Below are 24681 nucleotides of genomic sequence, written 5' to 3'. Positions count from 1 at the left end.
CGATCTCGAATGGTATTGCGCGCAACCCGACTGCGGCGTACAAGAGATGATCGCTGTGCGGGTTTCGGCGCCGGATCAGACCGGCCCGATCCTTCAGCCAACCCCCGTATATGCTACGGTCTATGGGAATTCGACTTTGAGGCAAATATGACAGAAAAGAATCCCGAAAAGGGTTATGTCGCGCTGCTCGGTTGGTCGCTGGGCGCGATCGAAGCTGCAGATCGCTTCGATCGCCGTTACGTTGTCGTCGCCCCGGATTGGGCTGAAGACTACTGCAAACAGCACGATATCCCCTACATTCCATGGAATTTCGAGCGTCTGAATGACCGTTCCATGGAAATTGCGGAAAAACTCAAGGAAGAGGGCGTCGACGTCGCCATTCCGCTGTTCGAGGAGACAGTTGAATGGTCCGGCGCCATCAACTCGGTGCTCATGGACAACCCGCGTCTGCATGGTCAGGCGGTGCTTTTCCGTGACAAGGCGCTGATGAAGCGTCGTGCCCAGTTGGGCGGTATCCGTGTGGGCATTTTCGAAGAAGCCCATGAGATGGACGACGTCTATCGTTTCTTCAAGCGCGTCAACCAGACGCTGCTCAAGCTAGACGGCGACCCGCAGGATCCGATCCATCTGAAGGCGTTCGACAAGGCCGGCTGTCTCGGCCACCGCATGATTCGGACGGTCGAGGAAATCGATTTGATTCCGGACAGCGAATATCCGTTGCTGATGGAAAGCCATCTCGACGGTTGGGAGTTCGCGGTCGAGGCATGGGTCTGGGACGGCAAGATCCAGTTCCTGAACATCTCCGAGTACGTCACCCTCGGCTACTCCGTGTTCGTGCCAGCTACGCCGGAACTCGAAAGCTGGCGCGCGGCAATCACCGAACAGATCGAGAAGCTCATCAAGACCTTCGACATCAAGTTCGGCCAGATCCATCCCGAGTACTTCGTGACCTCGGACGGCACCATGTACTTCGGTGAAGTCGCCTATCGTCCGCCGGGCTTCAAGGCCTTCGAGCTGATCGAACGCGCCTACGGCTTCAACGCCTACCAGGCCACGATCCTGGTCATGGATCCGAAGACCAAGCAGGAAGAGATCGACAATTTCTTCCCTGAGCCGGTCAAGGACGCGAAGGGCTATGCCGGTTGCTTCGGCGTGTACCCGCGCAAGCGCGTGGTCAGCAAGCTGGAAATTCCGAAGGAAACGGAAGAGCATCCGTACTTCGATTTCCACGAACTGACCGCCCCGCTGCAGGACACCGTGACCAAGCGTACGGCGTTCGGCACCCACTGGGGTCTGATCTTCTTCTTCGGTGACGATCCGCACAAGGTGCGCGATCTGCTCAAGCATCAGGAAGAACTCGACTTCTACGTCTAACGCGGACGTATAAGCCGAAACGAAAAGGCCGCGCCGGGATTCCCGGCGCGGCCTTTTTTTATGGGCGTCACTCGCGGTAGGCGACCGTTACCCGTCAGTCGTCGTTCCACGGCAGATGAGCGGCCCAGCTCTCCGCAATGAGGGCGCGAATTCGTGCGACTGCGTCATCGGGCACGATGCCGGCGTCGCCGATCTCCCGCGTCTTGTAGTGAAAGACATATACACGGGCGATGAACTGCTCGAAGGGCAGTGATGACTCGCCCTCGAGTTCGCCATGGCTGTGGGTGGACGTGATGATGTCCTGACCCCAGTTCTGGCCCTTGTCGCGATTGGGGTTGAAGAAGTAGACACGCCACTCACCGGCGGGGTCGTAGGCGACCCGCTGGATCGATATGGCGTGCCAGCCGACCAGCGCACCGCTGTAGTCGGTGGTCGCGATACCGCAGGGCTGGGCATAGACCAGATCACGCCCGCCGTTATAGAGCGGGTGATAGGCGGCATAGAATGCGCGGATGAAGTCGTTGCAGCGGTGAACGCCCCCGGTGGCCGTGTCGAGCAGTTCGCCGAAACCACGATGGACCCACCAGCCGTGCAGCTCCGGGTTGACCCAGCGATGCCCGTCGCCCGCGCGGCCGATCGTCTGCCGACTCATCTCCATATAGATACGGTCCAGATGCGTCGTGAGCAGCAGCGAGACGGAATCGAGTTCCGTATGCAGCGTTGCCGCCAGCCCGAACGACAGCTCGCTCGAGCGGATGGTCTGACCCTCGAAATGCATGATCAGCTCGTTCTCGCGGGCGGCGAAAGCGATCAGCTCCAGCAGGTAGCCGACGTCATTCTGGGCCCACAAACTGATCGCGCGCGCTGCCTGACAGGTCGGGTTGTGGCCCTGGTCCACGCCGCGCGGCTGGCCAAGCACGGACAGCGTGCCGGCCAGCAGCAGCACGTTGGCGTCCGGCGGATCCTGCCATTCGCTGGCGCCACGCAGCTGTTCACCCACGCTGGGATGAATCGCCAGCACCATCAGGCGGCGCAGGCCGGGCAGCACGGGCCGGATGAACGTCATGCCCTGTTCGAGCAGTTTCGACAGGCCGTAGATCGAGCGGGCAGTTTCCCGCCAGATCGCAAAACGAATCAGATCCGAGATCAGCGTCTGATGGGCGCCGAGACTCACCTTGCCGACCGCGTTGAGAGCCAGCGCAGGCCCAACCAGTTCGGGGGCGTTGTCCACCAGATGACGCAGAAGATCCGCGTGATGTGGGGACACTAAGCCCGTACGAGCCATCGCCTGCCCGAAGTTGTGGGCTTCCTCGGCGAGCGCGTTGATATCCAGCTTGGTGAGCGCCGCGGCGTAATCGTCACGCGTGCCCGCTCGCGACAGCGGCGTCGGCCCGTTGAGCGCGTGCATCCATTCGCGCGCGCGGGACACGGACGGATCGTCGTCGGGGAGTTCGTGGGTGGCGCGGTCCGCGGCCCGTAGCAGGGCTTCGACACGCTGAACCATGATCGGACGCTGCAACAGGACGCGCTCGGCTTCCTGGATCAGCGAATCGAGGATGGCTGCGGTCCCCAGGCGCTCGAGAATGAAATCGAACAGGTTCTTGACCCGTTCTGCAGCCGCCGGGTCGGCCTCGCGGGTTTCCTCGGTGGCCACCGGGAACAGCAGGTCGAGATTGCTCGCCAGGATTTTTTGCAGAAAACGGCGGGCGTCTTCCGGCGGCATGCCGGCATGCTCGCTATGCCCTTCGGCAATGGCGAGCATGCGCAGCTCACTCAGGCATTCGAGTGTGGCGTTGATGCCGCCGCCGCGCAGGGTGCCGCTCACCAATGCGGGTTGCAGCATCCGGGGCTTCTCCCAGTCGCCGCCCGCGAATACGCCGCCGGCATCGAACCTCGGCGCGAATGCATACAGATGGGCAATACCTTCCGGGCTGCGCAGCAGTTTTTGTGCGCGGGCCATCAGCTGTTGCTGTTGCATGGCCTTGCCGAAGGTACGGGCGGCTTCCAGGCGTTCCAGCACCTGTTCGAAATCTTCGGCCTGGCGGGCCGGACTGTTCACGCCGCCGCTTGTGACTTGGGCCATGGATCGCCCTCCAGTGATCTGAATGGCCACTCGGGCCATCGCAATCGGGTGTCGGCGCCGGGCACGTTCGCCGTTACCCCAGCCGCTGAGGCGGCGTTCAGATGGTAGCGGATGGTCGTGATCCGGTCGGATCCCCGTGCAAATGAAAGAGGCGACGTTAACACAGCCGGGCAGGCGCTCCTGGGCGCACGCGAGTGCTTGTCATGGCAACGTTATCGGCGCTGGGCGGCGTATCTAAAGTCCGCTTTGAGAACGGGCGATCATGGGCGTCCGGGCATTGGCAGGCCGGAGCTTGGCTTGAGCGGTCGGCTTCGAGGCGCTCAGGCCGGCCTGCGATCCGCCCAGCGCAGCCAGCGGCGGACGAGTCGGATGCTCAGCCATAAGGTGACGAGGAGCCAGCCTGCCGTCGCGATGAACAGCGCCAGCATCAGCGTGCCGATGCCGAGTTCCGGCCAGGCGGCGGCGAGTGTTTCCATCGGATACGGCGCATAGGCAAGCGTATTGAGCACCGTCATTGCACTGTTGTAGAGCGTCGGCAGGGCAGCCAGCGGCGCGAACAGCACCAGGAGCAGCGCCAGTACCGAGATCGCATGATGGCGGCCCAGCCAGCGGTGATGGGAGTTCACCAATGGTGTCTGTCCTGCGGCCGCCCACCAGTGAACCAGTGCGATCACGGCCATGAAGGGTATGAGGAGCAGGCCGACGCCCAGCCAGAGTGCTGCGGTCAGAGCACCTGCGCCGATATAGCCGAAGGTCACGCCGAAGTTGCTGTCTTCCCCGGCCAGGGGCGGATCGTTCTCGCTCATCGCGTGGGACCGGGCATTGCGCGATGTTCGGCGAATGCCAGCACGCCGCGGATGAAGCGGTACAGCCCCCAGCACCAGAGAATCAGGTAACCGAGAAAGCCGATCATCACCGTGGTGAGCACCAGGCACACCAACGACCACAGCACCGTGAACCAGAAGGTACGCATCAGCCAGCGATGGTGGCTGTAGGCGACGGGGTCGCGGCAGTCGCGAAGCTTGACGTGGTTGATGATCACGCCGGCCACCGCAGTGATGCCCGAGAAAAAGCCCAGCCCGTAAAGCACATAGGTCACGAGCAGCACATTGCGCTCGACTTCGCTGCGGGTGACGGGGGTGTTGTCTATTTCCTGGTTCATTTGCGGGCTATGCGAATCGAAAGCGGGTGGATCAGTCGTGTCGGTGAAGTACCGTGAACGTGGTGGCGCGGTTTTCGCGTGTCGGCGTTTGCTAGAATCGCGACATCACGAAACGTTCACAAGCCCGGTCACGGCATGCTTCAACTATTCACGCACCATCGCAGTGTGTCAGCGCACCGCGTGCGCATCGCGCTCAACTACAAGGGCGTGTCGTACAAGTCGATCTTCACGGATATGGATCATGCCCGTGGCGATCGGTTGAGCTATCTCAACGTCAATCCGCAGGGCCTCATTCCGGCGCTCTGGGCCGAGAATGATCTGGTCATATCCCAGTCTTCGGCCATTCTAGAATATCTGGAGGAGCGCTATCCTGAACGCCCGCTCCTGCATGGCGACATTGCCGAGCGTGCGCGTATCCGCTCCTTTGCCCAGATCGCGATCGCGGATACCCACCCGCTGAACAACCTGCGGGTGCTGCGCTATCTGCGCGACGGCATGAACGTCGATTATGAAAACCGCCGCAAATGGTTCGAGCACTGGATCCACAAGGCGTTCGCGCCGATGGAGTCCATCCTGGCCAACCAGGCGCGCGAGAACGACGAGAACAGCTACTGCTTCACTGCGCGCCCGAGTCTGGCCGATGTCTGTCTCGTGCCGCAGGTGTCGCTGGCCGAGCGCTATGACGTCGATCTGAGCGGCTATCCGACCATCCGTCGCGTTCATCGTGCCTGCATGACCCTGGCCGCCTTCCAGGCCGCCGACCCGGACAATCAGCCGGATACCAAATAGCCTGGATGCCAGCCTGAAAACCGCGCCCCGCGCGGTTTTGGTCACGGCATGGCGCCGCGTCTGTGCGAGTTCGTTTCGTCACCGGCAGAGCGCGGAAGGCGACACGCCAAGTTTTCCCTTGTAACCGCGCTGTGCGCCGCGCTTGTTAATGCCATACACCCGGGTCTAGGGTGGCGGCATCGGACAACGCGTATCCAAAGGGCGGCGGGTGATGAGCACGATAGCCACGATAGTTGCAGACGTCCGTGCCCGGGCGGGCACCTACGAGCCGGCAGCGCAGCGAGACCTGATGCTGCGCTTTGTCGATGCCTGGTTCGAAGGCATCACCGTCGACGCCATCGCGGCGCGCTCCGTGGATGCGCTCTATGCCGCGGTGTGTGACCAGTTCGAACTGCTGTGCAAGCCGCGCCAACCCGGCGAACCCCATATCCGCGTGCACGAACTCGATGGACGCGAAGGTCATTGCGACACCACCCTCATCGCCGTCGCCGACGACATGGCGTTTCTGGTCGACACCATCAGCATGGCGGTCCGCGAGACCGGAGCCGATATCGACTGGATGATGCACCCCATCATGCGGGTCAGCCGAGACGAGTCCGGGGCGCCGACCGACATTCGCTCCGCGGCCGATAGCACGACCCATGGCGACGAGGAGTCGCTCGTGCGGCTCGAATTTGCCGCGCCCGCGGGGCTCGTGGGTGAGGCGCTGGTGGAGTGCGTGGCCCGCAATCTCGGAGACCTGCGGGCCGTGGTCGGCGACTGGCAGGGCATGCGCCGTCAACTGCAGAAAGTCGTTTCGGAACTCGATACCGTGCCCAGCGGCGTGGATATCGATGAATGCGAGCAGACCCAGGCGTTCCTGCGCTGGCTCGCAGACGACCACTTCACATTGCTCGGCTATCGCCAGCGCGAGGTCCGCGCGAGCGATGGCGATGCCGAAGTCATGGCGGATACGCCCGGCTCGAGCCTTGGCCTGCTGCGCGAAGATCGCGCCGGCCTGGATCCGGACGGTTATGTCGCACCGGCCGCCGCGCTCGACAAGTACACCCAGTCGCCACGTATTCTCGTCGTCGCCAAGGCCAACAGGCGTTCGTGGATTCATCACGCCGAGACGATGGATGTGATCGCGATCAAGCGCATGGACGACACCGGCAACGTGATTGGCGCACATCGTTTTCTCGGCCTGTTCTCGGGCGAAGCCTATGCCGTGAGCCCGCGCCAGATCCCGTTGCTGCGCCAGAAAGTACGCGACGTGGTCGCGCGTGCGGCATTGCGCCCGCGCTCGCACAGCGCGAAGAGCCTGCGCTATATCCTCGAGACCTTCCCGCGCGACGAGCTGTTTCAGTCATCGGAAGACGAGCTCTACAACACGGTCATGGGCGTGCTGGGCATGCGCGAGACCGAGCGGCTGCGGCTGTTCATGCGCCGCGACCGCTATGCGCGTTTTCATTCCTGCCTGGTCTACATGCCGCGCGAGCGCTACACGTTGGAGCTGCGCGAACAGATACAGGCCGAGTTGGAACGCCGCCTGGATGGGGTCGCCCAGGAATCCGATGCGCAGTTCCTGCGCAGCGCGCTGGTACGTATCCATTACCAGATCGCGATCGACAGTGATGGCGATCACGACTTCGATACGCGCGAGCTGGAAGCCCATCTCATCGCGGCCACCCGCGCCTGGCCGGATCGCTTCGCCGCGGCGGCCGAATCTGCCGGCTCGCTCATGCCCGCCTACGCTCGCGCTTTCGACGCCGCCTACCGCGAGCGTTTTTCGGCCGAAGCCGCTGTCGACGATGCCTGCGTGCTGGCGGGTATCTCGGCCGGGGATACGCCGGTGCTCCAGGTTATCGGCGTCGAAGACGGCGACGTGCAACTCAAGCTCTACGGCAGCGGCGAGGAAATGCCGCTGTCCACGACGATGCCGATCCTCGAGAACTTCGGCCTGTCGGTCCACACGCAGCGGCCGTATCTCGTGCAACGGCCCGGCAATGCGCCGCAGTGGATCCACGAATACGAAGCCGATCATCCCCAGGCCGATGCGCTGACCGACGTGAGCCGGCGCGAAAGCATCGCCGACGCGTTTGCTGCCGTGATCGCCGGCAGCGCCGAGAACGACGGTCTCAACCGGCTGATCATCAGTGCGGGCTTCACGCCGCGTCAGGTTGTGCTCGTGCGCACCATCACACGCTATCTGCTGCAGACCGAGCTGCCGTTCTCGCCGGACTATATCCAGGAACAGCTGGCCGGCCACGCGGAGCTGGTCGCGCGTTTCGTTGCCCTGTTCGAGTCGCGCTTTGATCCGGATGTCCAGCATGCAGGCGTTGCCGACGACGCGGGCGTGCCGGACGATGACGATATCGCGGCGCGTCTGGATGCCGTGGCCAGCCTCGACGCGGATCGCGTGCTGCGCGCTTTCCACGGCGTGATCAGTGCGACCCTGCGTACCAACTATTTCCAGCCGGACGGGCAGGGCCGGCCCAAGCCCTATGTCAGCATCAAGCTGGACCCGAGCGGCATGCCCGAGCTGCCGCGGCCGTTGCCGATGTTCGAGACGTTTGTCTACGCGCCGGAAGTGGAAGGCGTGCATCTTCGCGGTGGCAAGGTCGCCCGCGGCGGGCTGCGCTGGTCGGATCGGCGCGAGGATTTCCGTACCGAGGTGCTGGGCCTGATGAAGGCGCAGATGGTCAAGAACGCGGTTATCGTGCCGGTCGGCGCCAAGGGCGGTTTCGTGGTCAAGAACGCGCCCGTCGACGAATCCCGCGAAGCCCGCCAGGCGCGCGGTATCGCCTGCTACAAGACCTTCATCCGCGGTCTGCTCGACATCACCGACAACCGCATCGGCGACGCCGTGGCGCCGCCCGAGCGTGTGGTGCGGCGCGACCCGGATGATCCCTATCTCGTGGTCGCGGCCGACAAGGGCACGGCCACCTTCTCGGATATTGCCAACGGCCTGTCACAGGAATACGGCTTCTGGCTCGACGATGCCTTTGCGTCGGGCGGTTCCGCCGGCTATGACCACAAGGCCATGGGCATCACCGCGCGCGGGGCCTGGGAAGGCGTCAAACGCCATTTCCGCGAGCTGGATCACGATATCCAGACCGAGCCGTTCACGGTGGTCGGAATCGGCGACATGGGCGGCGATGTGTTCGGCAATGGCATGCTGCTGTCGGAACAGATCCGGCTGGTCGCGGCCTTCAATCACCTGCATATCTTCATCGATCCGAACCCCGATCCGGCGACAAGCTTTGCCGAGCGCAAGCGCCTGTTCGAGATGCCGCGCTCGGCGTGGAGCGACTACGACGAGTCACTGATCTCGGCCGGCGGCGGCATCTTCGATCGCAGCGCGAAGACCATCGAACTCTCTGACGAGGCCCGTGCTGCGCTCGGTATCGAGGAACGACGGCTGTCGCCGACTGCACTCATGCATCAGATCATCAAGGCGCCGGTCGATCTGCTCTGGAACGGCGGTATCGGCACTTATGTGAAGGCGCGCTCGGAAGCCCATGCCCAGGTCGGCGATCGCGCCAACGACGGGCTACGCGTGGACGGGCGCGACCTGCGGTGCAAGGCCGTCGGTGAGGGCGGCAACCTGGGACTGACCCAGGCCGGGCGAATCGAATACGCGCTGGCCGGCGGGCGGCTGAATACCGACGCCATCGACAACTCCGGCGGCGTGGATTCGTCGGACCTCGAGGTCAACATCAAGATCGCGCTCGGCACGGTCGAAGCCGCCGATGCGATCGGCCGCGAGGACCGCAATACGCTGCTCGCGAAGATGACGCCCGACGTGATCGATCTGGTGCTGGCGACCAACTATCTTCAGACCCAGCAGATCAGCCTGATGGAAGCCGAAGGGCTGACACGCTTCGACGAACAGATCAGCTTCATGCGCGCACTCGAACGCGACGGCCGGCTGGACCGGCGGCTCGAGCGCTTGCCTGACGACGAAACCATCGAAGAGCGGGCCCGGAACCGCCAGGGGCTGACCCGCCCGGAGCTGGCCGTGCTGATCTCCTACAGCAAGATCGCGCTCGCCGATGCAGTGCTGGGCGGCGATCTGCCGGACGATCCGTGGTTCGAACATCTGCTCGAGGCCGGTTTCCCGCCGGCACTGGTCGAGCGTTTCCCGCAGGCCGTGCTCGATCATCGTCTCAAGCGCGAGTTGATCACCACGTTGGTGACTAACCAGATGGTCGATCGCCTGGGCATCGCCACCGCCCACCGGCTGCCGGCCGGCTTCGGTGCGCGCATGGACGCCGCGGTACGCGCCTATGTGCTGGCCGATGCCTGGCTCGACGGCGAAGCGCTGTTCGGCGAGATCGAATCCTGGGACAACCGTCTGCCGACCGAGCATCAGTACGAGCTGCACAAGATCGTGATCGCCATGCTCAAGCACGCGATGAGCTGGTGGCTGGGCACGCCGGGTATCGAGGGCGATCTGTCGTCGCTGGTATCCCGCTACCAGGGCGGCGCCCGCCGGCTACTCGAACAACTGCCCGATTTCCTCGTCGGCGGCTATGCCCGGCGCTGGCAGGCCGATCGCACGGAATGGATCGAAGCCGGTGTCGACGAAGCCTTTGCCTGCCGAATCGCCAGTGCGGATGCCGGCGGCGGCATCATGGATATCGTCTCGCTCGCCGAGGACCGAGGTCGCGATATCGACGAGGTCGCCACGCTGTATTTTGCTCTTGGCGACGAGCTGTCGGTCGACTGGCTGCAGCACGCCATTCACGGCCTGCCCGCGAACGGGCGCTGGGCCGCGTTGGCGCGCAGCAGCCTGCGCAGCGACAGTTACCGTATCCATCAGCAGATCGTGGCCCAGGTGCTCGATGTCGACAGCGCCGAACCATTGACGGAATGGCGCGCAGCGCACGAGCGCACGCTCGCCTTTGTCAGTGCCCGCATGGGCGAACTGCAGGCGATCGATCAGCCGGGCCATGCCCATCTCACCGTTGCAGTACGCGATATGGCGCGTCTGGCCACGGCCGGCCCGACGAGTCTGGGCGGCGCCGCCTGAAATTTACCGGGTCGCGGTTATCTCGAGACACCCCGCGAGGGCGGCAGTCTAGTGCTGCCGCCGCCAGGCCAGCGGGGTCTGCCCCTGCCAGCGCCGGAATGCGCGTTGGAACACGCTTTGCTCGGAATAGCCGAGCCGGTGACTGACATCGCCAATCGATAGTCTGCTGTCACGCAGGTGGCGTAGCGCAAGTTCGTGCCGCGCTTCGTCGACACAGCGGCGAAAGGTGGTGCCGCCGGTCTGCAGGCGCTGCTGGAGAACGCGTTCGCCCAAGCCCAGCGCTTGGGCGGCGCGGCCGAGTTCGGGCGTGGTGTTGCCGATGGTTTGCATGAGCCAAGCCTTGAGTCGGATATGGACATCGCGATCGCCAGCCGCCCGGGCGCGCGCTTCGACCCGGTCGCTCAGATGGGCGGCGAGTTGGGCGTCGGGCGTGCGCAGGGCCACGTCGAGCAGGGCGGGGTCGAAACACAGGCGACAGGCCGGGGCGCAGAACACGACCGGGCAGTCAAAGAACGCTTCGTAGAGCGCCGGATCACCCTGGGCCCGGTGCGAAAATTCCACCAATGTCGGCGATTCCTCCCGCCCACTGGCCCAACGGGCAAAGCGCACCCAGGCGCCGAAGGCTTCCTCCACCAGTGCCGGCATCTGCGAACCCGCGCTGTGCCATTCGAGCGCGACGTGGTGCTCGTGTTCGACGAAACGCCCTTCGCCGACGGCGTTCACTAGATGCGCGAAACGTGCCTGATAGGACAGCACCTCGCCGAGCGTCGCGCAGTGGCGCAGTAAAAAGCCCAGCGTGCCCCAGCGATCCGGTTGGGCTGCCATACCGAATTCGAGGCCGAGCAGCGGGTTGTGCAGGGCGACGATACCGGCCTGCATGAGGCGTTCGTAGTGGCTGGCATCGACCGTGCGCTCGGGATGCGCCAACACCTCGCGATTCAGCCCGGACGCTCGAGCGAGTGCGTCCGTATCGAGGTCCTGCGTGCCGAGATAGGCGAGCAGCGCACGGAGCATGGAAACGGCAACGGTCGCTTCGGGCATCGGCTGGAGGCGAAAGGGTTGATCACGCTATTGCCGATCAATCTGCGCGTGAAGTCAATTTTTTTGACGTGGCCATTGTTTAGCCTCGACCGCGTTCTTCGATCAAACACCACAGGCACGACACGATGCGGCGATGGAACGGCTGGGGCGACGACACTTTCGACAAGCCGGTACCGGACAGCGCGCGCGCGTTTCTGGAATCGCGCCTCGGTCGCGGTGAGGTCGGCAGCGATGCCAGTCTCGACAGTGCCTGCGCGCAGGTGCCCGAGTCCCGACTCGGCGCGATCGCCGGTTTCGATACGTCTGCTGAAGCGCGTCTGCGCCATGCCCACGGCCAGAGCTTCGCCGACTGGGCGGCGCTGCGCCATGGTCACGTCGGCCCGTTTCCGGACGCCGTCGCCACGCCGGCGACCCACGACGAAACCCGTGCCGTGATCGATGCCGCCCGCGCGGCCGAGGCGGTGGTGATTCCCTATGGCGGCGGCACCAGCGTGGTCGGGCATCTGAAGGTGATCGATGACGGCCGGCCGGTGGTCAGCGTGGATACGAGCCGCAATGCACGCTTGCTCGATCTCGATACGCATAACCACATCGCGCGGCTGGGCGCCGGGGCCGCCGGCCCGGTGGTGGAGGCGCAGCTGCGCGCGCACGGTTTCGTGCTGGGCCACTATCCGCAATCGTTCGACTATTCCACGCTCGGCGGCTGGGTCGTCACGCGCTCGGCTGGCCAGCAGTCGCGCCGCTATGGCCGAATCGAACAGCTGTTCCATGGCGCGCGGCTGGCCTGCGCGGCCCGCGATTTCGAGGTGGGCGGCCAGATCGCCTCGTCGGCGGGGCCGGACCTGCGCGAGCTGGTGCTGGGCAGCGAAGGAAGACTTGGCATCGTCACGGAAGCCGCGGTGCACGTGACGCGGGTGGCGGAGCGGGAATCCTTCCATGCGGTGTTCTTCGCCGACTGGAATGCGGCACTCGAAGCGGCGCGCGCGATCACCCACGCCGAGGTGCCGGTTTCCATGCTGCGTGTCTCCAACGAAGTGGAGACGGATACCCAGCTGCGTATCGCGGGCCACGAGTCCGCCATCGCGTGGTTGCGACGCTATCTCGGTGTTCGCGGGTTGGGCGATCGGCCGGCCATGATGATGTTCGGGGCCACCGGTAGCCGGAAACAGGTGTACCGCATCAAGGCTGATGCCCTCGCGACTACGCGGCGCGCCGGCGGTGTGCACGTGGGTGCGGCCATGGGGCGGATCTGGGCCAAGAACCGTTTTGCCGGCGCCTATCTGCGTAACGGCTTGTGGGATGCCGGTTTCGCGGTCGACACCATGGAAACCGCTGTGCCCTGGTCGCGTGCCACCGCCACCATGACGGCCATGCAGCAGGCCGCGCATATCGCCCTCGATACCTTCGATGAACGCGCCATCGCCTTCGCCCATCTGTCGCATGTCTACGATGCCGGCTGCAGCGTGTACATGACGGTGATCTGGCGTCGCGGCGCGGATTACGCCACCGACATCGGCCGCTGGCGCGCGCTCAAGCAGGCGGTCAGCGAGGCGATCGTTGCCCATGGGGGCACCATCAGCCACCAGCACGGCGTGGGCGCAGACCATGCGCCGTACCTGGCCGCAGAGAAGAGCGAAACGGGTATCGCCCTGATCCGGGCTGCGCTTGCCGAGCTCGATCCGCACGGCATGATGAACCCACACAAGTTGTTCAAGGATTCGCATGTGGACTGAAGGCTGGCGGTCACGCTTCAAGGCGGCGGCCGAGACGCATTTCGATGTGCTGATCATCGGCGGCGGCATCTCCGGCGCCGGCATTGCGCTGGAAGCTGCGCGTGCGGGCCTGCGGGTCGCGCTGGTGGAACAGAACGACTTTGCCTCGGGCACGTCGAGCTGGTCGTCCAAGCTAGTCCACGGTGGGCTGCGTTATCTGGCCAGCGGTGACTGGCGGCTGACCCGCGAGTCGGTACACGAACGTCAGCGCTTGATGCGCGACCTGCCCGGGCTCGTCGAGCCGCTGGATTTCATGCTGCCGGTCTATGCCCACGACAAACCCGGCCGCTGGGCGCTGGGCGCCGCACTGGGCATGTACGACCTGATGGCCGGCAAGCGTTACTCGCATTACATGAAGCCGTCGACTTTCGGCACCCACATGCCGTATCTCAACAGCGGAGACCTCAAGGGCGGTTTCGTCTATCGCGACGCGGTGACCGACGACGTCGGCCTGACCCTGCGCGTGCTCATCGAAGCACATGAATATGGCGCGCTGGCCGCGAACTATGTCCGCGCCGATGAATTCATTTTCGACAACGACAAAGTCGTCGGCGCCCGGGTTACCGACAGCGAAACCGGAGACGCTTTTACGATCCAAGCGTCCAGCGTAGTCAATGCAACCGGGCCGTGGAGCGACAAGCTACGCGAGCGCGTCGACGGACGACCACAGCTGCGCCCCTTGCGCGGTTCGCATTTCGTTTTTCCTTTCCATGCGCTGCCGGTCGCACGCGCGATCACGCTGTTTCATCCCGACGATCGCCGACCGTTGTTCGCGATTCCCTGGCAGGGCGCGACGGTGTTCGGCACGACCGACCTTGACCACGAACAGCCCATGGACGAGCCATCGCGCATGAGTGCGGCCGAGTCCGACTACCTGATCGCCGCGGCGCGGCATTATTTCCCGTCACGCGACCTGTGTGCGGCCGACGCGTTCTCGGCGTTCGCCGGCGTGCGCCCCGTGGTACGCGGCGAGCCGGGCGCGTCGGCGTCCGAGGAGTCGCGTGAATCGGCGATTGATGTGGAGAAGGGATTGATCACCGTCACCGGCGGCAAGCTCACCACCTTTCGTGTCACCGCCCACGAGGTGTTGGAACGGGTGGCCGACGCGCTGGGCCGCCGGTTCACGCTCAATACCAAAGCGCCGATCGTCCACGCTGGCACGGCTAGCGCTCACACCAGCCTCGAAGTTGCTCGCGGCGTGCGCCATGGTCCGGCCTATGCCGGCATGCCGGCGGGACAGAGCGACGCGACGCGTCTGGGCACGACGGACTACTGCCTGCGCGAACTGCGCTTTGCGCTGACGCACGAGGCGGTCGCGCATCTCGATGACCTGATGCTGCGTCGGACCCGGGCAGGACTGTTGCTCTGCAAAGGCGGGCTGCACCAACTGCCGCTGATCGAACCGCTGGTTCGTGATGCACTCGGCTGGAACAGTGCGCAGTGGGACCGCGAGGTCGAGCGCTATCTCGCCCATTGGCAGGCCGTGCACGCGCCCGCATGAGTACGTCGGACCGCCTGCTCGCGATCGATGTCGGCACGCAGAGCGTGCGGGCGCTCGTCTTTGATGACGTCGGTACGCTCTGCGCGCGCGCCCAGGTGCCGATCGAGCCGCCTTATCACGCGCCGCAGCCTGGCCATGCCGAGCAGGACCCGGCCGTGTTCTGGGAGGCGATCGCTGCGGCCTCTCAGAAGCTTTGGGCTGCAGACCCGGCGCTAGCCGAACGTATCGCGGGCATGGCCTTGACCACCCAGCGGGCGACGAGCGTGTTCGTGGACGACAACGGCGAACCGGTCGGCCGTGCTATCTCGTGGCTCGATCAGCGCCACGCGGCTCGCGTGCCGCGGCTGCCTACGTTATGGCGCGGTATTTTCGGCGCGCTAGGTCTGGCGTCCACTATCGATACCTTTCAACGTCTATCGCCGGCGAACTGGCGTGCGGCCCATGCGCCGGATCAGCACAGGCGCATGCGCTACGCGCTGCTGCTTTCGGGCTATCTCGTGCAGCGTCTGACCGGCGCCTGGCGCGATAGCGTCAGTGCGCAGGTCGGCTATCTGCCATTCGATTACAAGCGCCGGCAATGGGCAAAGAAGGGCGACTGGAAATGGCGGGCAATTGAGATCGAGCGCGACCATCTTCCGGAGCTTGTCGAACCTGGCCAGACGCTCGGCACGCTCGACGCCGCGGCCGCCAAAGCGCTGGGCCTGAGCGCCGGCCTGCCGCTGTTCAGCGCTGGCGCCGACAAGGCCTGCGAGGTGCTCGGCTCCGGCGCAATCACGCCCGAGACAGCCTGTGTGTCGCTGGGTACGACTGCGACGATCAATACCTGCCGTGATGCCTATCGCGAAGTCACCCGCTTCGTACCGGCCTATCCGGCAGCGATGCCGGGCGCCTTCACCGACGAGATCCAGATCTATCGCGGGTTCTGGCTTGTATCCTGGTTCAAGCAGGAATTCGCTGTTGATACGGTCGATGCCGCGGCGCGCGAACAGCGTGCGGCCGAGGCGTTGCTGGACGAGCGCATCGCGCCGATCGCACCGGGCAGCGACGGTCTGCTGATATTGCCGACCTGGTCGCCCGGCGTGCGTGTGCCGGGGCCGGAGGCGCGTGGGGCCATGGTGGGTTTCACCGATACGCATACCCGCGCCCATGTGTATCGCGCGATTCTGGAAGGTCTGGCCTACGCGCTACGCGAGGGCCGAGAGCGTATCGAGAAGCGTACGAAAACACCGATCACACGGCTACGGGTGTCCGGCGGCGGTTCGCAGTCCGATCAGGCCATGCAGATTCTGGCCGACGTGTTCGATCTGCCCGCCGAGCGCAGCCATACCCACGAGACCAGTGGGCTGGGGGCCGCTATCAACGCGGCTGTGGGGCTGGGCTGGTATGCCGATCACCGTGTGGCGGCGCGGGCCATGGTCCACTCCGGTGCGCGCTTCGAGCCCCGGCCCGAAGCCGTGGCGACTTACGAACGCTTCTATACCGAGGTGTTCGGCGCGCTCTACGGTGACCTCAAGCCCACCTTCGAGCGCATTCGAGCCATCATCGATCCGACGGGGCACGCTCGCGCATAGGCCGTGGCCGCATGTCGAGCTCGCCGCGCCGCGACCAGTTGAGCAGGCGCCAAGCCATGACCGACAGCGTGGCGGCGATGAACGGGTTCACCGAGAAGCGAAAGCGCTGGTTTTCGTCCACCTCGAAAGCGTTGCCGATCACGCTCACGTACATGATGTTCAGCCACAGGAAGATCAGCGTGGCATCGGTAGCGCTGACCTCGCGGCGAATCGCGAACTTGATCAGCAGGAACAGGCCATAGAGCACGCTCAAGGTATAGCCGATCGCGACCATCACGCCGATCTGGCCCATCTCGAGATCGAAACCGGGCTTTTCCGGATATTCCGGCTGGCCGGCGAGCAGTAGTGAAAACGCGCGGCTGTAGGGGTCGATCGCCTGGCGGTTTTCATGCAGGAACGGGTAGTCGCTGGCCGGGCGAAGGAACATCAGCCAGGCCGTGCCCATGGACTGCAGATAGATATCGGGACGGACTCGCACCGCGGCGATCGCGTCCTCGAGCGCCTGTTCGGAAACGTCCGCATACGCGAGATGGTTGTAGTTCACGTGGCCGGTGGATTTGCGCTTTTGATCGAGCACGGTGATGCCGGTCGGCTCGACGGCGTCGAAGAATTCCGCGTATTCCTCGGGCGTGTTGAAGGGGAAATCCATCAAAGACATCTCGGAAATCAGGCCGCTGTCGGCCATACGCTGGCGCTCATCCTTGTCGATGGCCAGCGTGGTGAGCTTGGACAGGCTCATGCCCATCCAGTCCGAGGTGGCGAAATGGCCGGTCACCATCAGGTTCTTGCCATAGAGCGCGAACACGATTGCCAGCGGCACGATGGCCGCGCCCAGTACCGCCTTGCGATAGCCGGGCAGTACCAGCGCGCAGAATATGGCCAGCACCACGAACCACTGCCACTGGAACATGGAGCGCGTGTAGATCAGTGCCGCCATGGCCAGGAACATGGCGAACGCGCGGCCGAAGGTGAAACGCTCCATGCAAAGATGGAACAGCCAGGCAATAACGCCCAGCAGCGCCAGGATCATCAGCGTGTAGTAGGGGATCGCTTCGTAGAGCACGAGCGCCGGCGTGAGCATAAACACCAGCGCCACGCCGAAGGCGAGCCACAGACTGCCGGTGAGCTTGCGGATCAGGCTATAGAGCAGCAGTACGCTCGCGATGGCCAGCGCGCCGTAGAAGCAGCGAAACAGCGTGGCGAGTACCAGCGGGTCGTCGCTGATCTTGAGCACCGCGCCGAGTACGAGGTTGTACAGCGGCGGCTGGCCAGGCATGTAGAACAGGCTTTCCAGCAGGTTTTCGCGCAGCAGCACCGGGTCGAGTATCTGCCAGGATGTGTCGATTGGCGCCAGGTCGAAGCGCACGCCGGCAGCGAAGAAACACAGCCGCGAGAGCACGTAGAAACCCACCAGCCAGAGCGCCGGCCGGGGTTGCGGATAAACGAGCCCGTCTTTTTTCATGGTTCGGTTCACAGGCCGGTGCGATGAAAGATCGCCCGCGGCAGGGCGGTGATGATGGTCATGATCAGCCGCCAGAAGCCGGGCGTGTAGCACACGGCCGTGCCTTTCTCGATCGCTGAGTGGATGTCCGCGCCGACTTTTTCCGGGCTGGCGAACAGCGGGCCTTTGTCGAAGTCGGCGGTCATCGGCGTGTCGACCATGCCGGGGCGGATCGTCACGACTTTTACGCCCGCCTTGAACAGGCGATGGCGCAGGCCGTCCATGAACGCATTCAGTCCCGCCTTGGCGCTGCCATAGACATAGTTGCTCGCACGCCCACGATCGCCGGCGACCGACGAGATCGCGGCGATCGTGCCGTGGCCCTGGCGTTCGAAACGGTTGGCGATATCGGTAAGCAGCGCGACCACGCTCACGGCGTTGGTATGCCAGGCGGCGACAGCCGTGGCCGGGTCGGCCGCGCAGGCGGTTTGATCCGGCAGGGTGCCGTAGGCGACCAGTACCGTATCCAGTCCGCCGAGTGCGGCTTCGGCGGCATCGATCGTAGCGCCGTGGGCGGACAGGTCGTCGGCGTCCATCACGCGTGCGGCGACCGTGGGCGCGCCGCGCACCTGCAGATCGTCCGTGATCGCGGCCAGGCGCTCTTCGTTGCGGCCGGTCAGAAACAGCGAGTCACCGGCGGCGGCGAACCGGCGAGCGGCCTGTTCGGCGATGGTCGACGTGGCGCCGACGATCAGAACCTTTCTCATGAATCCTCTCCTGTCACCCGCCGCCAGAAATCCGAGGAAAAGGCGGGGTCGACGAATGCCTTGAAGCGTTCGGTGGCCGGGAAATACTGTTTGAATGCGGCCGCGCCCATACGCGCGTCCTTGGCGGGATAGACCGCACCACCGGCGGCCCGCACGACGTCGTCCAACCGGTCGAGCAGGGTGAAAGTCTGGCGACCCCGATTGGGGAAATCCAGCGCCAGCGTCACGCCGGGCCGCGGGAACGACATCAGCCCCGGCGATTCCACATCGCCGAACACCTTGAGCACCGACAGAAACGAGCCGGCGCCGGCCGCGGCGATGCGCTCGAGCAACTCGGCGATCGACGCGCGCGCATCGGCGTGCGGCACCACGCACTGATACTGCAGAAAGCCTTTTGGCCCGTAGGCCCGGTTCCAGTGCTTGATGCCGTCCAGCGGATAGAAATATGGCTGGAAATGCTGTGTGTCTCGACTGCACGGCTGGCGCTTGCGATGGAAGTACAGCGTATTCAGCGGCCGTAGCGTGGCACCGTTGATCATCGAGATCGGCGTGACAAACGGAAACGTCGGCCCGCCGCGTTTGCGCGGATCCGGCTGTTGACCGAGCGCCGGCTTGTGATTGGCACGCATGAACCAGCCGCGCCCGAGCTTGCCGCCGCGGGCGGTGCAATCCACCCATGCCACGGTGTATTCGTAGTCGCTATCCGAAGCCGCCGAGATGGCAAAGAACTCGTCCAGATTGCGGAAGCGAAGCGTGTCGACATCCATGAACGGGCCTTCGATGCGCTTGAGCGCGATCGTGGCCTTGGTGACCAGCCCGGTCAGCCCCAGGCCGCCGACCGTGGCCGCGAACCATTCGGCGTTGTCGTTCGGCGTGCAGGTCAGCGCCGTACCGTCCGAACGCAGCAGGTCCAGCGAACGCACATGCCGGCCGAAGGTGCCGGCCCCATGATGATTCTTGCCGTGCACGTCGTTGGCGATTGCGCCGCCGACCGATACGAACTGGGTGCCCGGCGTGACCGGCAGGAACCAGCCCTGCGGTACCACCAGTTCGAGGATGTCGGTCAGCAGTACGCCGGATTCGCATTCAAGAATGCCGGTCGCCGGATCAAAGGAAATAAATCGATCCAGGCCGCCGATGTCGATGAGCAGGCCGTCGTTGTTCAGGCAGCTGTCGCCATAGCTGCGCCCATTGCCATAGGCGAGCATCGGCGTGCTCGAGGCGGGCAGCGCAGCGGGCCGTGCTGCGGGGCGTTGCACGGCCGCCGGCTGGCTCGCCGGGTAGCGGCCCCAGGACGGGTAATTCGATGCGCTCATGGCAGAAGTCTAACGATCGCGGGCAACTCGATCAGAGCGCCATGAACATGATCAGCGCGCCCAGCAAGACACAGATCCGGCTGCCGTTGTCCTTGGCCGCGAACACGATCGGGTCGTCGTGCATCTGGCCGCGCAGCGTTTTCAGCCAGATCCGGCTGATCCAATACAGCACCACCGGGCAGAGCACCCAGATTCGTGCCGGATGCTCGTACTGGTTGGTGATGTCCGGGCTGTTGATATACAGCGCTAGGATAACGACCGCGGTATAGCCGGCGGCGGTGCCGAGGCTGCGCAGCGGCGGCAGGTCCGACGCAATATAGCCGCGCCCGAGCGGTGCATCGCCGCTGTGTTCTTTCATCACCAGCAGTTCGGTGCAGCGCTTGGCCATCGCGAGGCTGAGGAAGATCGACATCGACAGCGCCAGCAGCCAGAACGACAGCGGAATGCCGGTGGCCGCGCCGCCCGCGATGATGCGCAGGGTGTAGAGCGCGGCCAGCGTGAGCACGTCGATAAGCGCGATCTGCTTGAGACCGAGGGAATAGGCCAGCGTAAGCGCGTAATAGCCGAGCAGTACCGCCCAGAAGAACGGCGGCAGGAAAGCTGCGATCACCACCGCCGCGCCGAGCAGTATGGGAATGGCGATAACCCCCTGCAGGATCGGTATCCGACCGGACGCGAAGGGGCGCTCGCATTTGCGCGGATGCTGACGGTCGTCGCCGAGATCGACCAGGTCGTTGAGGATATACACGCTCGACGCCAGCAGGCTGTAGGCGACGAAGGCCAGCACCGCAGCCATGATCATCCCGAAATCGGCGTACTGATGGGCGGCCAGCAGCGGCACGAAGATCAGCGCGTTCTTGGCCCACTGGTGCACGCGTAGGGCCTTGGTCCAGATCCGCCAGTCGGTTTTCTCCGGCGGAAAGCTGGCGCCCACGTCGAAGGATTCGTTCGCGCTGCGTTCGAGCTTGTCGCTGGCATTGACCAGAACCGCCTTGCGGGCGTGGCGCCAGATCGCGTTGTCCACTTCGTGATCGCCCGCGTAGTCGAACGGTCTGTCGCCGACTTCGGCACGGATGGCGGCGAGTTTCTCGTCTCCTGCCAGGTTGGTCTGGCCATCACTGGCGAGCACGGTATCGAACAGCTGCAGATGTTCGGCGACCTGGTGGGCGTATTTCTCGTTCGCTGCAGTCGCCAGAATCAACCGGCGGCCCTTGGCCTTTTCTTCGTGCAGGTATTCGATCAGCGGCCGGTTGTAGGGCAGCTGCTCGATACCCAGGTCCGCGCGCTGCGCGATTTCGGCCTTGAGCGTGGCCTTGCCGGCGCGCAACCATATCGGTAATCGGATCAAGCTCTGCGGCGAGCTCTTGGCCAGCACGAAGGCCGATTCCACGAGTAGGTCGGAATGTACCAGCGTGCCGTCGATATCGACGACCAGTGGTATCGCGGCGATATCCGTTGTGCCGGCGGACTTGGGCGAGGGCGTAGCCTGAGAACTCATCCGGGATTCCTGTTCGAAACGTTGCGATTGGTAGCCGAGACCGCGCGGCGCCGATCGAGTTCGATCGCGGCCAGCGAAATCAGTCCGAGCACGACGGCAAACCAGAGCGTGGCCACCCGTGCGATCAGCGTCATCGCCAGCGCGGTGGTGGCATCCACGCCGGACAGCTTGAGCAGCAGGACCATCACCGCCTCGGTACTGCCGAGACCGCCGGGAATGAACGACAGTGCGCCGACGAGCATGCTTACTGCGTAGATCCCGATGGCGGTGGTCAAGGCCAGCTCGATATCCAGCCCGTGGGCGATCACGTATAGCGACACGCCTTCGGCCGCCCAGGCCACCAGGCCAACGCCGAGCCCGGCATACAGCGGGCGTCGGCCGAGCAGGGCAAAGGCCTGATTCCAGGCCGAGACCAGTCCGTAGAGCAGGGTCTGAATCTTGCCGTGGGGATTGGCGGTTCGGCGCTGCATATGCTCCAGCAAGCGCCGTTGGCGGATCGCGATCAGCAGGCCGGCGAGTGCGGCCAGCGGTGCGACTACCCACCACACATAGTTCGAGAAGGCGATCAGAACCAGCATCGACAGCAAGGCGATCGACAGCAGGTCAATGAAGCGCTCGGCAAAGAAGGCGGCAAGGCTATGCGCATAAGGCACGCCGTGGCGGGCCAGATAGAATGAGCGCATGCCTTCGCCGGCCTTGCCGGGTGTCGTGGTCAGTGCGAAGCCGGCGATATAGATGAGCCCGTCGCGCCAGAGTCCGACGCGATCACCGAGCCAGCGCAGATAACCGTGCCAGCGTATGAAGCGCAGCCCGTAGTTGAACAGTGACAACGCCAGAATCGCCAGCCACCAGCGCATATCCAGCTTGCGCATGGCGGCAAGCGTGCGCTCGGCGTCGATGCCGGCCACCAGGGTGGCGTACAGCAGTAGTGCCAGGGCTAGAGAAAAGACGATCGTTCGTATGCGCGGCAAGACACGGCCTCATTGCTATGACGCCGAAAAGGCGGCAGTCGTGGTGATTCGTTTCCGACAGACCGCAGCCGCAAGCCGGCGCGCGGTCGGGACGCGTTTCGCTCGCGCGCGTCCGCTCAAGAACCCCCAGTCGTCGTGCCTCGAACAAAGTGTTCGAATACGTTTAGCTTATCGCAAACGCCATAGCGTGGATCAAGTCGGGAATGTACGCAGGCCCGGTGTCGACAGGGCCAGTCGCGTCTGGCAGGCCGATCCGCCCGGCAATTCGGGTTACCGAGTGTCGGGTCCGTCGCGGTATCGGGCACCATGCCAAGACAGATGTGCGCCGCCGAGGGTTCCGCAGGTCGATGGTCGTTCGGTCGTGAACCTACGGGCTGTCAGTAATGGCGCTTTCCCATACCATGACCGGCGTATCCGGCGGCGCGCCTGTGCCGCTTCGTTCGTTTCAATAGACGAGAACAAACATGGCCGAATATCGAGCGCCCACCCGCGACATGCTGTTCATGCTCAACGAAGTGCTGGACGCGGATCGAATCCGCAGCCTGCCGGGCTATGACGACTACGATCCCGACACCGTTTCCGCGGTGCTGGATGAAGCGGGGCGTTTTGCCGGCGAGGTGCTGTCGCCGCTCAACCGCAGCGGCGACGCCGAGGGCGTGAAGTGGTCGGCCGAGGGCATCACGCCTGCGCAGGGGTTCGGCTCGGCCTATCAGCAGTTTGTCGAAGGCGGCTGGAACGGCCTGACCGGCTCGGCCGATCACGGCGGCATGGGCATGCCACGCGTGCTCGGCGCGGTGGCCACCGAAATGTGGAACGCCGCCAACATGTCTTTCGCGTTGTGTCCGGTGCTTACCGCCAGCGCGGTCGAAGCGCTCGAGAATCACGGCAGCGATTCGCTCAAGCAGACCTATCTCGACAAGCTCGTCACCGGTGAGTGGACCGGGTGCATGGATCTTACCGAGCCGCAGGCCGGCTCCGATCTCGCCCAGGTGCGGACCAAGGCCGAGCCCGATGGCGACGCCTATCGCCTGTTCGGCCAGAAGATCTATATCACCTGGGGCGAGCACGACATGGCGGATAACATCATCCACTTCGTGCTCGCGCGCTTGCCGGACGCGCCCGCGGGCGTGAAGGGCATTTCATTGTTCCTGGTGCCGAAATTCATTCTCGACGCCGACGGCAACCCCGGTGAGCGCAACGACCTCGCCTGTGCCTCGATCGAGCACAAGCTCGGCATCCATGCCTGCCCGACCTGCACCATGAGCTTCGGCGAGAGCGGCAAGGGCGCGCTCGGCTATCTCGTCGGCGAGGAGAACAAGGGCCTCGCGCACATGTTCACGATGATGAACGCGGCCCGTCATGCCATGGGCCTGCAGGGCCTCGGCATTGCCGATCGCGCTTACCAGCACGCGCTGGACTATGCCCGCGAGCGCCAGCAGGGCGGACGCGCCATTGTCGAGCATGCCGACGTCAAGCGCATGCTCCTGACGATGCGCAGCCAGACCGACGTGCTGCGCGCGCTGTGCCTGGATTCGGCTGCCGCCATGGATGTCGCCGAGCGCAGCGACAACCAAGAAGACCGCGCCGCCGCCCAGGCACGCGCCGACGTGCTCATCCCGGTGGTCAAGGCCTGGGGCACGGAACTGGGCGTGGACATCGCCAATACCGGTATCCAGGTACATGGCGGCATGGGCTTTGTTGAGGAGACCGGCGCGGCCCAGTATCTGCGCGATTCGCGTATCGCGCCGATCTATGAAGGCACCAACGGCATTCAGGCCATCGACCTGGTCGGTCGCAAGCTGATTCGCGACGAGGGTCGCGGCATGCGCGCGCTGATCGCGGATATCCGTGCCACCGCCGACGGCAGCGCAGAAGGCGCCAACGCACACCCGGCGTTGTCTGATGCGCTCGATCTGCTCGAACAGGCCACCGACACGCTGCTCGAAGCCGGCCGCGATGCTGCTATGGCCAACGCCTTCAACTACCTCATGCTTTGCGGCACCGTCTTCGGCGGCTGGTATGCCGCACGGATCTCGGACGTCGCCAAGGCCGCGCTGGCCAACGACACCGACGAGACGGACTTCTACGAAGCCCGTCAGGCCTGTGCGCGTTTCTATATCCGCCAGATCCTGCCGAAGGCGCAGGGGTACGCCGCGATGGTGGCCGGCGGTCCGGACGCGGTCGATACCGTGGACGCGGCACGCCATCTCTGAGCGTAGAAGAAGTAGAGGCCGCGTCGCGCCCTGACGCGGCCTCGCTGTAACGCAGATCGCAGCGTTTCCTCGCCTGGCAATCCGGGCGGGGCGCTGCAGCGTGCATGGGGTACCCCGAGGCGGGTCCTGTGCAGGCGCGACAATTTGTCACATTCCGCGGGGGCGACG

General features: G+C 64.5%; 16 protein-coding genes. 7 read left to right on the top strand and 9 right to left on the bottom strand.

What is annotated here, in order from left to right; translation table 11 throughout:
* The first annotated feature begins 147 nt into the window (after positions 1-147).
* The gene (locus SADO_RS02865) at positions 148-1374 is read left to right on the top strand and encodes an ATP-grasp domain-containing protein (protein ID WP_353109050.1); all 1227 of its coding nucleotides are present in this window, start codon (positions 148-150) and stop codon (positions 1372-1374) included.
* Positions 1375-1468: 94 nt separating this feature from the next.
* On the opposite strand, the gene SADO_RS02860 is transcribed toward SADO_RS02865, so the two are convergent.
* From SADO_RS02860 to SADO_RS02850, 3 genes are all read right to left on the bottom strand, one after another.
* The gene (locus SADO_RS02860) at positions 1469-3457 is read right to left on the bottom strand and encodes a hypothetical protein (RefSeq protein WP_353109049.1); all 1989 of its coding nucleotides are present in this window, start codon (positions 3455-3457) and stop codon (positions 1469-1471) included.
* A gap of 320 nt (positions 3458-3777) precedes the next feature.
* The gene (locus tag SADO_RS02855; protein WP_353109047.1) at positions 3778-4263 is read right to left on the bottom strand and encodes a hypothetical protein; all 486 of its coding nucleotides are present in this window, start codon (positions 4261-4263) and stop codon (positions 3778-3780) included.
* Positions 4260-4619 carry a DUF4870 family protein gene (locus tag SADO_RS02850; protein ID WP_353109045.1) on the bottom strand — a complete coding sequence of 120 codons (360 nt, stop codon included), beginning with the start codon at positions 4617-4619 and terminating at the stop codon, positions 4260-4262. The genes SADO_RS02855 and SADO_RS02850 overlap by 4 nt, the downstream gene beginning before the upstream one ends.
* A gap of 135 nt (positions 4620-4754) precedes the next feature.
* Between SADO_RS02850 and maiA the strand changes: the two genes are divergently transcribed.
* Together maiA and SADO_RS02840 are read left to right on the top strand one after the other, a co-directional pair.
* On the top strand, positions 4755-5408 hold the full coding sequence (gene maiA, locus SADO_RS02845; RefSeq protein WP_353109043.1) for a maleylacetoacetate isomerase: 654 nt from the start codon (positions 4755-4757) through the stop codon (positions 5406-5408).
* 211 nt (positions 5409-5619) lie between these two features.
* On the top strand, positions 5620-10422 hold the full coding sequence (locus SADO_RS02840) for an NAD-glutamate dehydrogenase (RefSeq protein ID WP_353109041.1): 4803 nt from the start codon (positions 5620-5622) through the stop codon (positions 10420-10422).
* A gap of 48 nt (positions 10423-10470) precedes the next feature.
* Here the strand turns inward: SADO_RS02840 and SADO_RS02835 are convergent, their stop codons facing one another.
* Entirely contained in the window at positions 10471-11436 is a 966-nt protein-coding gene (locus tag SADO_RS02835) for an AraC family transcriptional regulator (protein ID WP_353109040.1), read from the bottom strand.
* A gap of 152 nt (positions 11437-11588) precedes the next feature.
* On the opposite strand from SADO_RS02835, the gene SADO_RS02830 reads away from it, so the two are divergent.
* Genes SADO_RS02830 through SADO_RS02820 form a run of 3 tightly spaced genes read left to right on the top strand, consistent with a single transcriptional unit; the run spans position 11589 to position 16307 of the window.
* Positions 11589-13196, top strand: coding sequence for an FAD-binding oxidoreductase (locus SADO_RS02830; protein WP_353109038.1), 1608 nt, complete (start codon positions 11589-11591; stop codon positions 13194-13196).
* A complete protein-coding gene (locus tag SADO_RS02825; protein ID WP_353109037.1) occupies positions 13186-14736 on the top strand; it encodes a glycerol-3-phosphate dehydrogenase/oxidase in 1551 nt (516 codons plus the stop codon). The genes SADO_RS02830 and SADO_RS02825 overlap by 11 nt, the downstream gene beginning before the upstream one ends.
* Positions 14733-16307, top strand: a complete 1575-nt coding sequence (locus SADO_RS02820; RefSeq protein WP_353109035.1) for an FGGY-family carbohydrate kinase — start codon at positions 14733-14735, stop codon at positions 16305-16307. Before SADO_RS02825 ends, SADO_RS02820 begins: the two co-directional genes overlap by 4 nt.
* Here the strand turns inward: SADO_RS02820 and SADO_RS02815 are convergent.
* The 5 genes from SADO_RS02815 to SADO_RS02795 are packed head-to-tail and all read right to left on the bottom strand — an operon-like array spanning position 16276 to position 22300.
* On the bottom strand, positions 16276-17769 hold the full coding sequence (locus SADO_RS02815; protein ID WP_353109033.1) for a hypothetical protein: 1494 nt from the start codon (positions 17767-17769) through the stop codon (positions 16276-16278). The genes SADO_RS02820 and SADO_RS02815 overlap by 32 nt on opposite strands.
* 8 nt (positions 17770-17777) lie before the next feature.
* Positions 17778-18515 (bottom strand): SDR family oxidoreductase, encoded by a 738-nt coding sequence (locus tag SADO_RS02810; protein ID WP_353109031.1) that lies wholly within the window; start codon positions 18513-18515, stop codon positions 17778-17780.
* Positions 18512-19831: an FAD-binding oxidoreductase gene (locus SADO_RS02805; protein WP_353109029.1), complete on the bottom strand. Its 1320-nt coding sequence runs from the start codon at positions 19829-19831 to the stop codon at positions 18512-18514. The genes SADO_RS02810 and SADO_RS02805 overlap by 4 nt, the downstream gene beginning before the upstream one ends.
* Before the next feature lie 31 nt (positions 19832-19862).
* A complete protein-coding gene (locus tag SADO_RS02800) occupies positions 19863-21329 on the bottom strand; it encodes a UbiA family prenyltransferase (RefSeq protein WP_353109027.1) in 1467 nt (488 codons plus the stop codon).
* A complete protein-coding gene (locus SADO_RS02795; RefSeq protein WP_353109025.1) occupies positions 21326-22300 on the bottom strand; it encodes a lysylphosphatidylglycerol synthase transmembrane domain-containing protein in 975 nt (324 codons plus the stop codon). The genes SADO_RS02800 and SADO_RS02795 overlap by 4 nt, the downstream gene beginning before the upstream one ends.
* A 464-nt stretch (positions 22301-22764) precedes the next feature.
* Here SADO_RS02795 and SADO_RS02790 point away from each other — a divergent pair, with 464 nt between their 5' ends.
* The gene (locus SADO_RS02790; RefSeq protein WP_353109024.1) at positions 22765-24513 is read left to right on the top strand and encodes an acyl-CoA dehydrogenase; all 1749 of its coding nucleotides are present in this window, start codon (positions 22765-22767) and stop codon (positions 24511-24513) included.
* Positions 24514-24681 lie beyond the last annotated feature (168 nt).

It is taken from the genome of Salinisphaera dokdonensis CL-ES53 (assembly GCF_040361215.1).
Taxonomy (GTDB): Bacteria; Pseudomonadota; Gammaproteobacteria; order Nevskiales; family Salinisphaeraceae; genus Salinisphaera; species Salinisphaera dokdonensis.
Note: the sequence above shows the minus strand (reverse complement) of the source record. Positions and strands in the feature narration are given on the sequence as shown.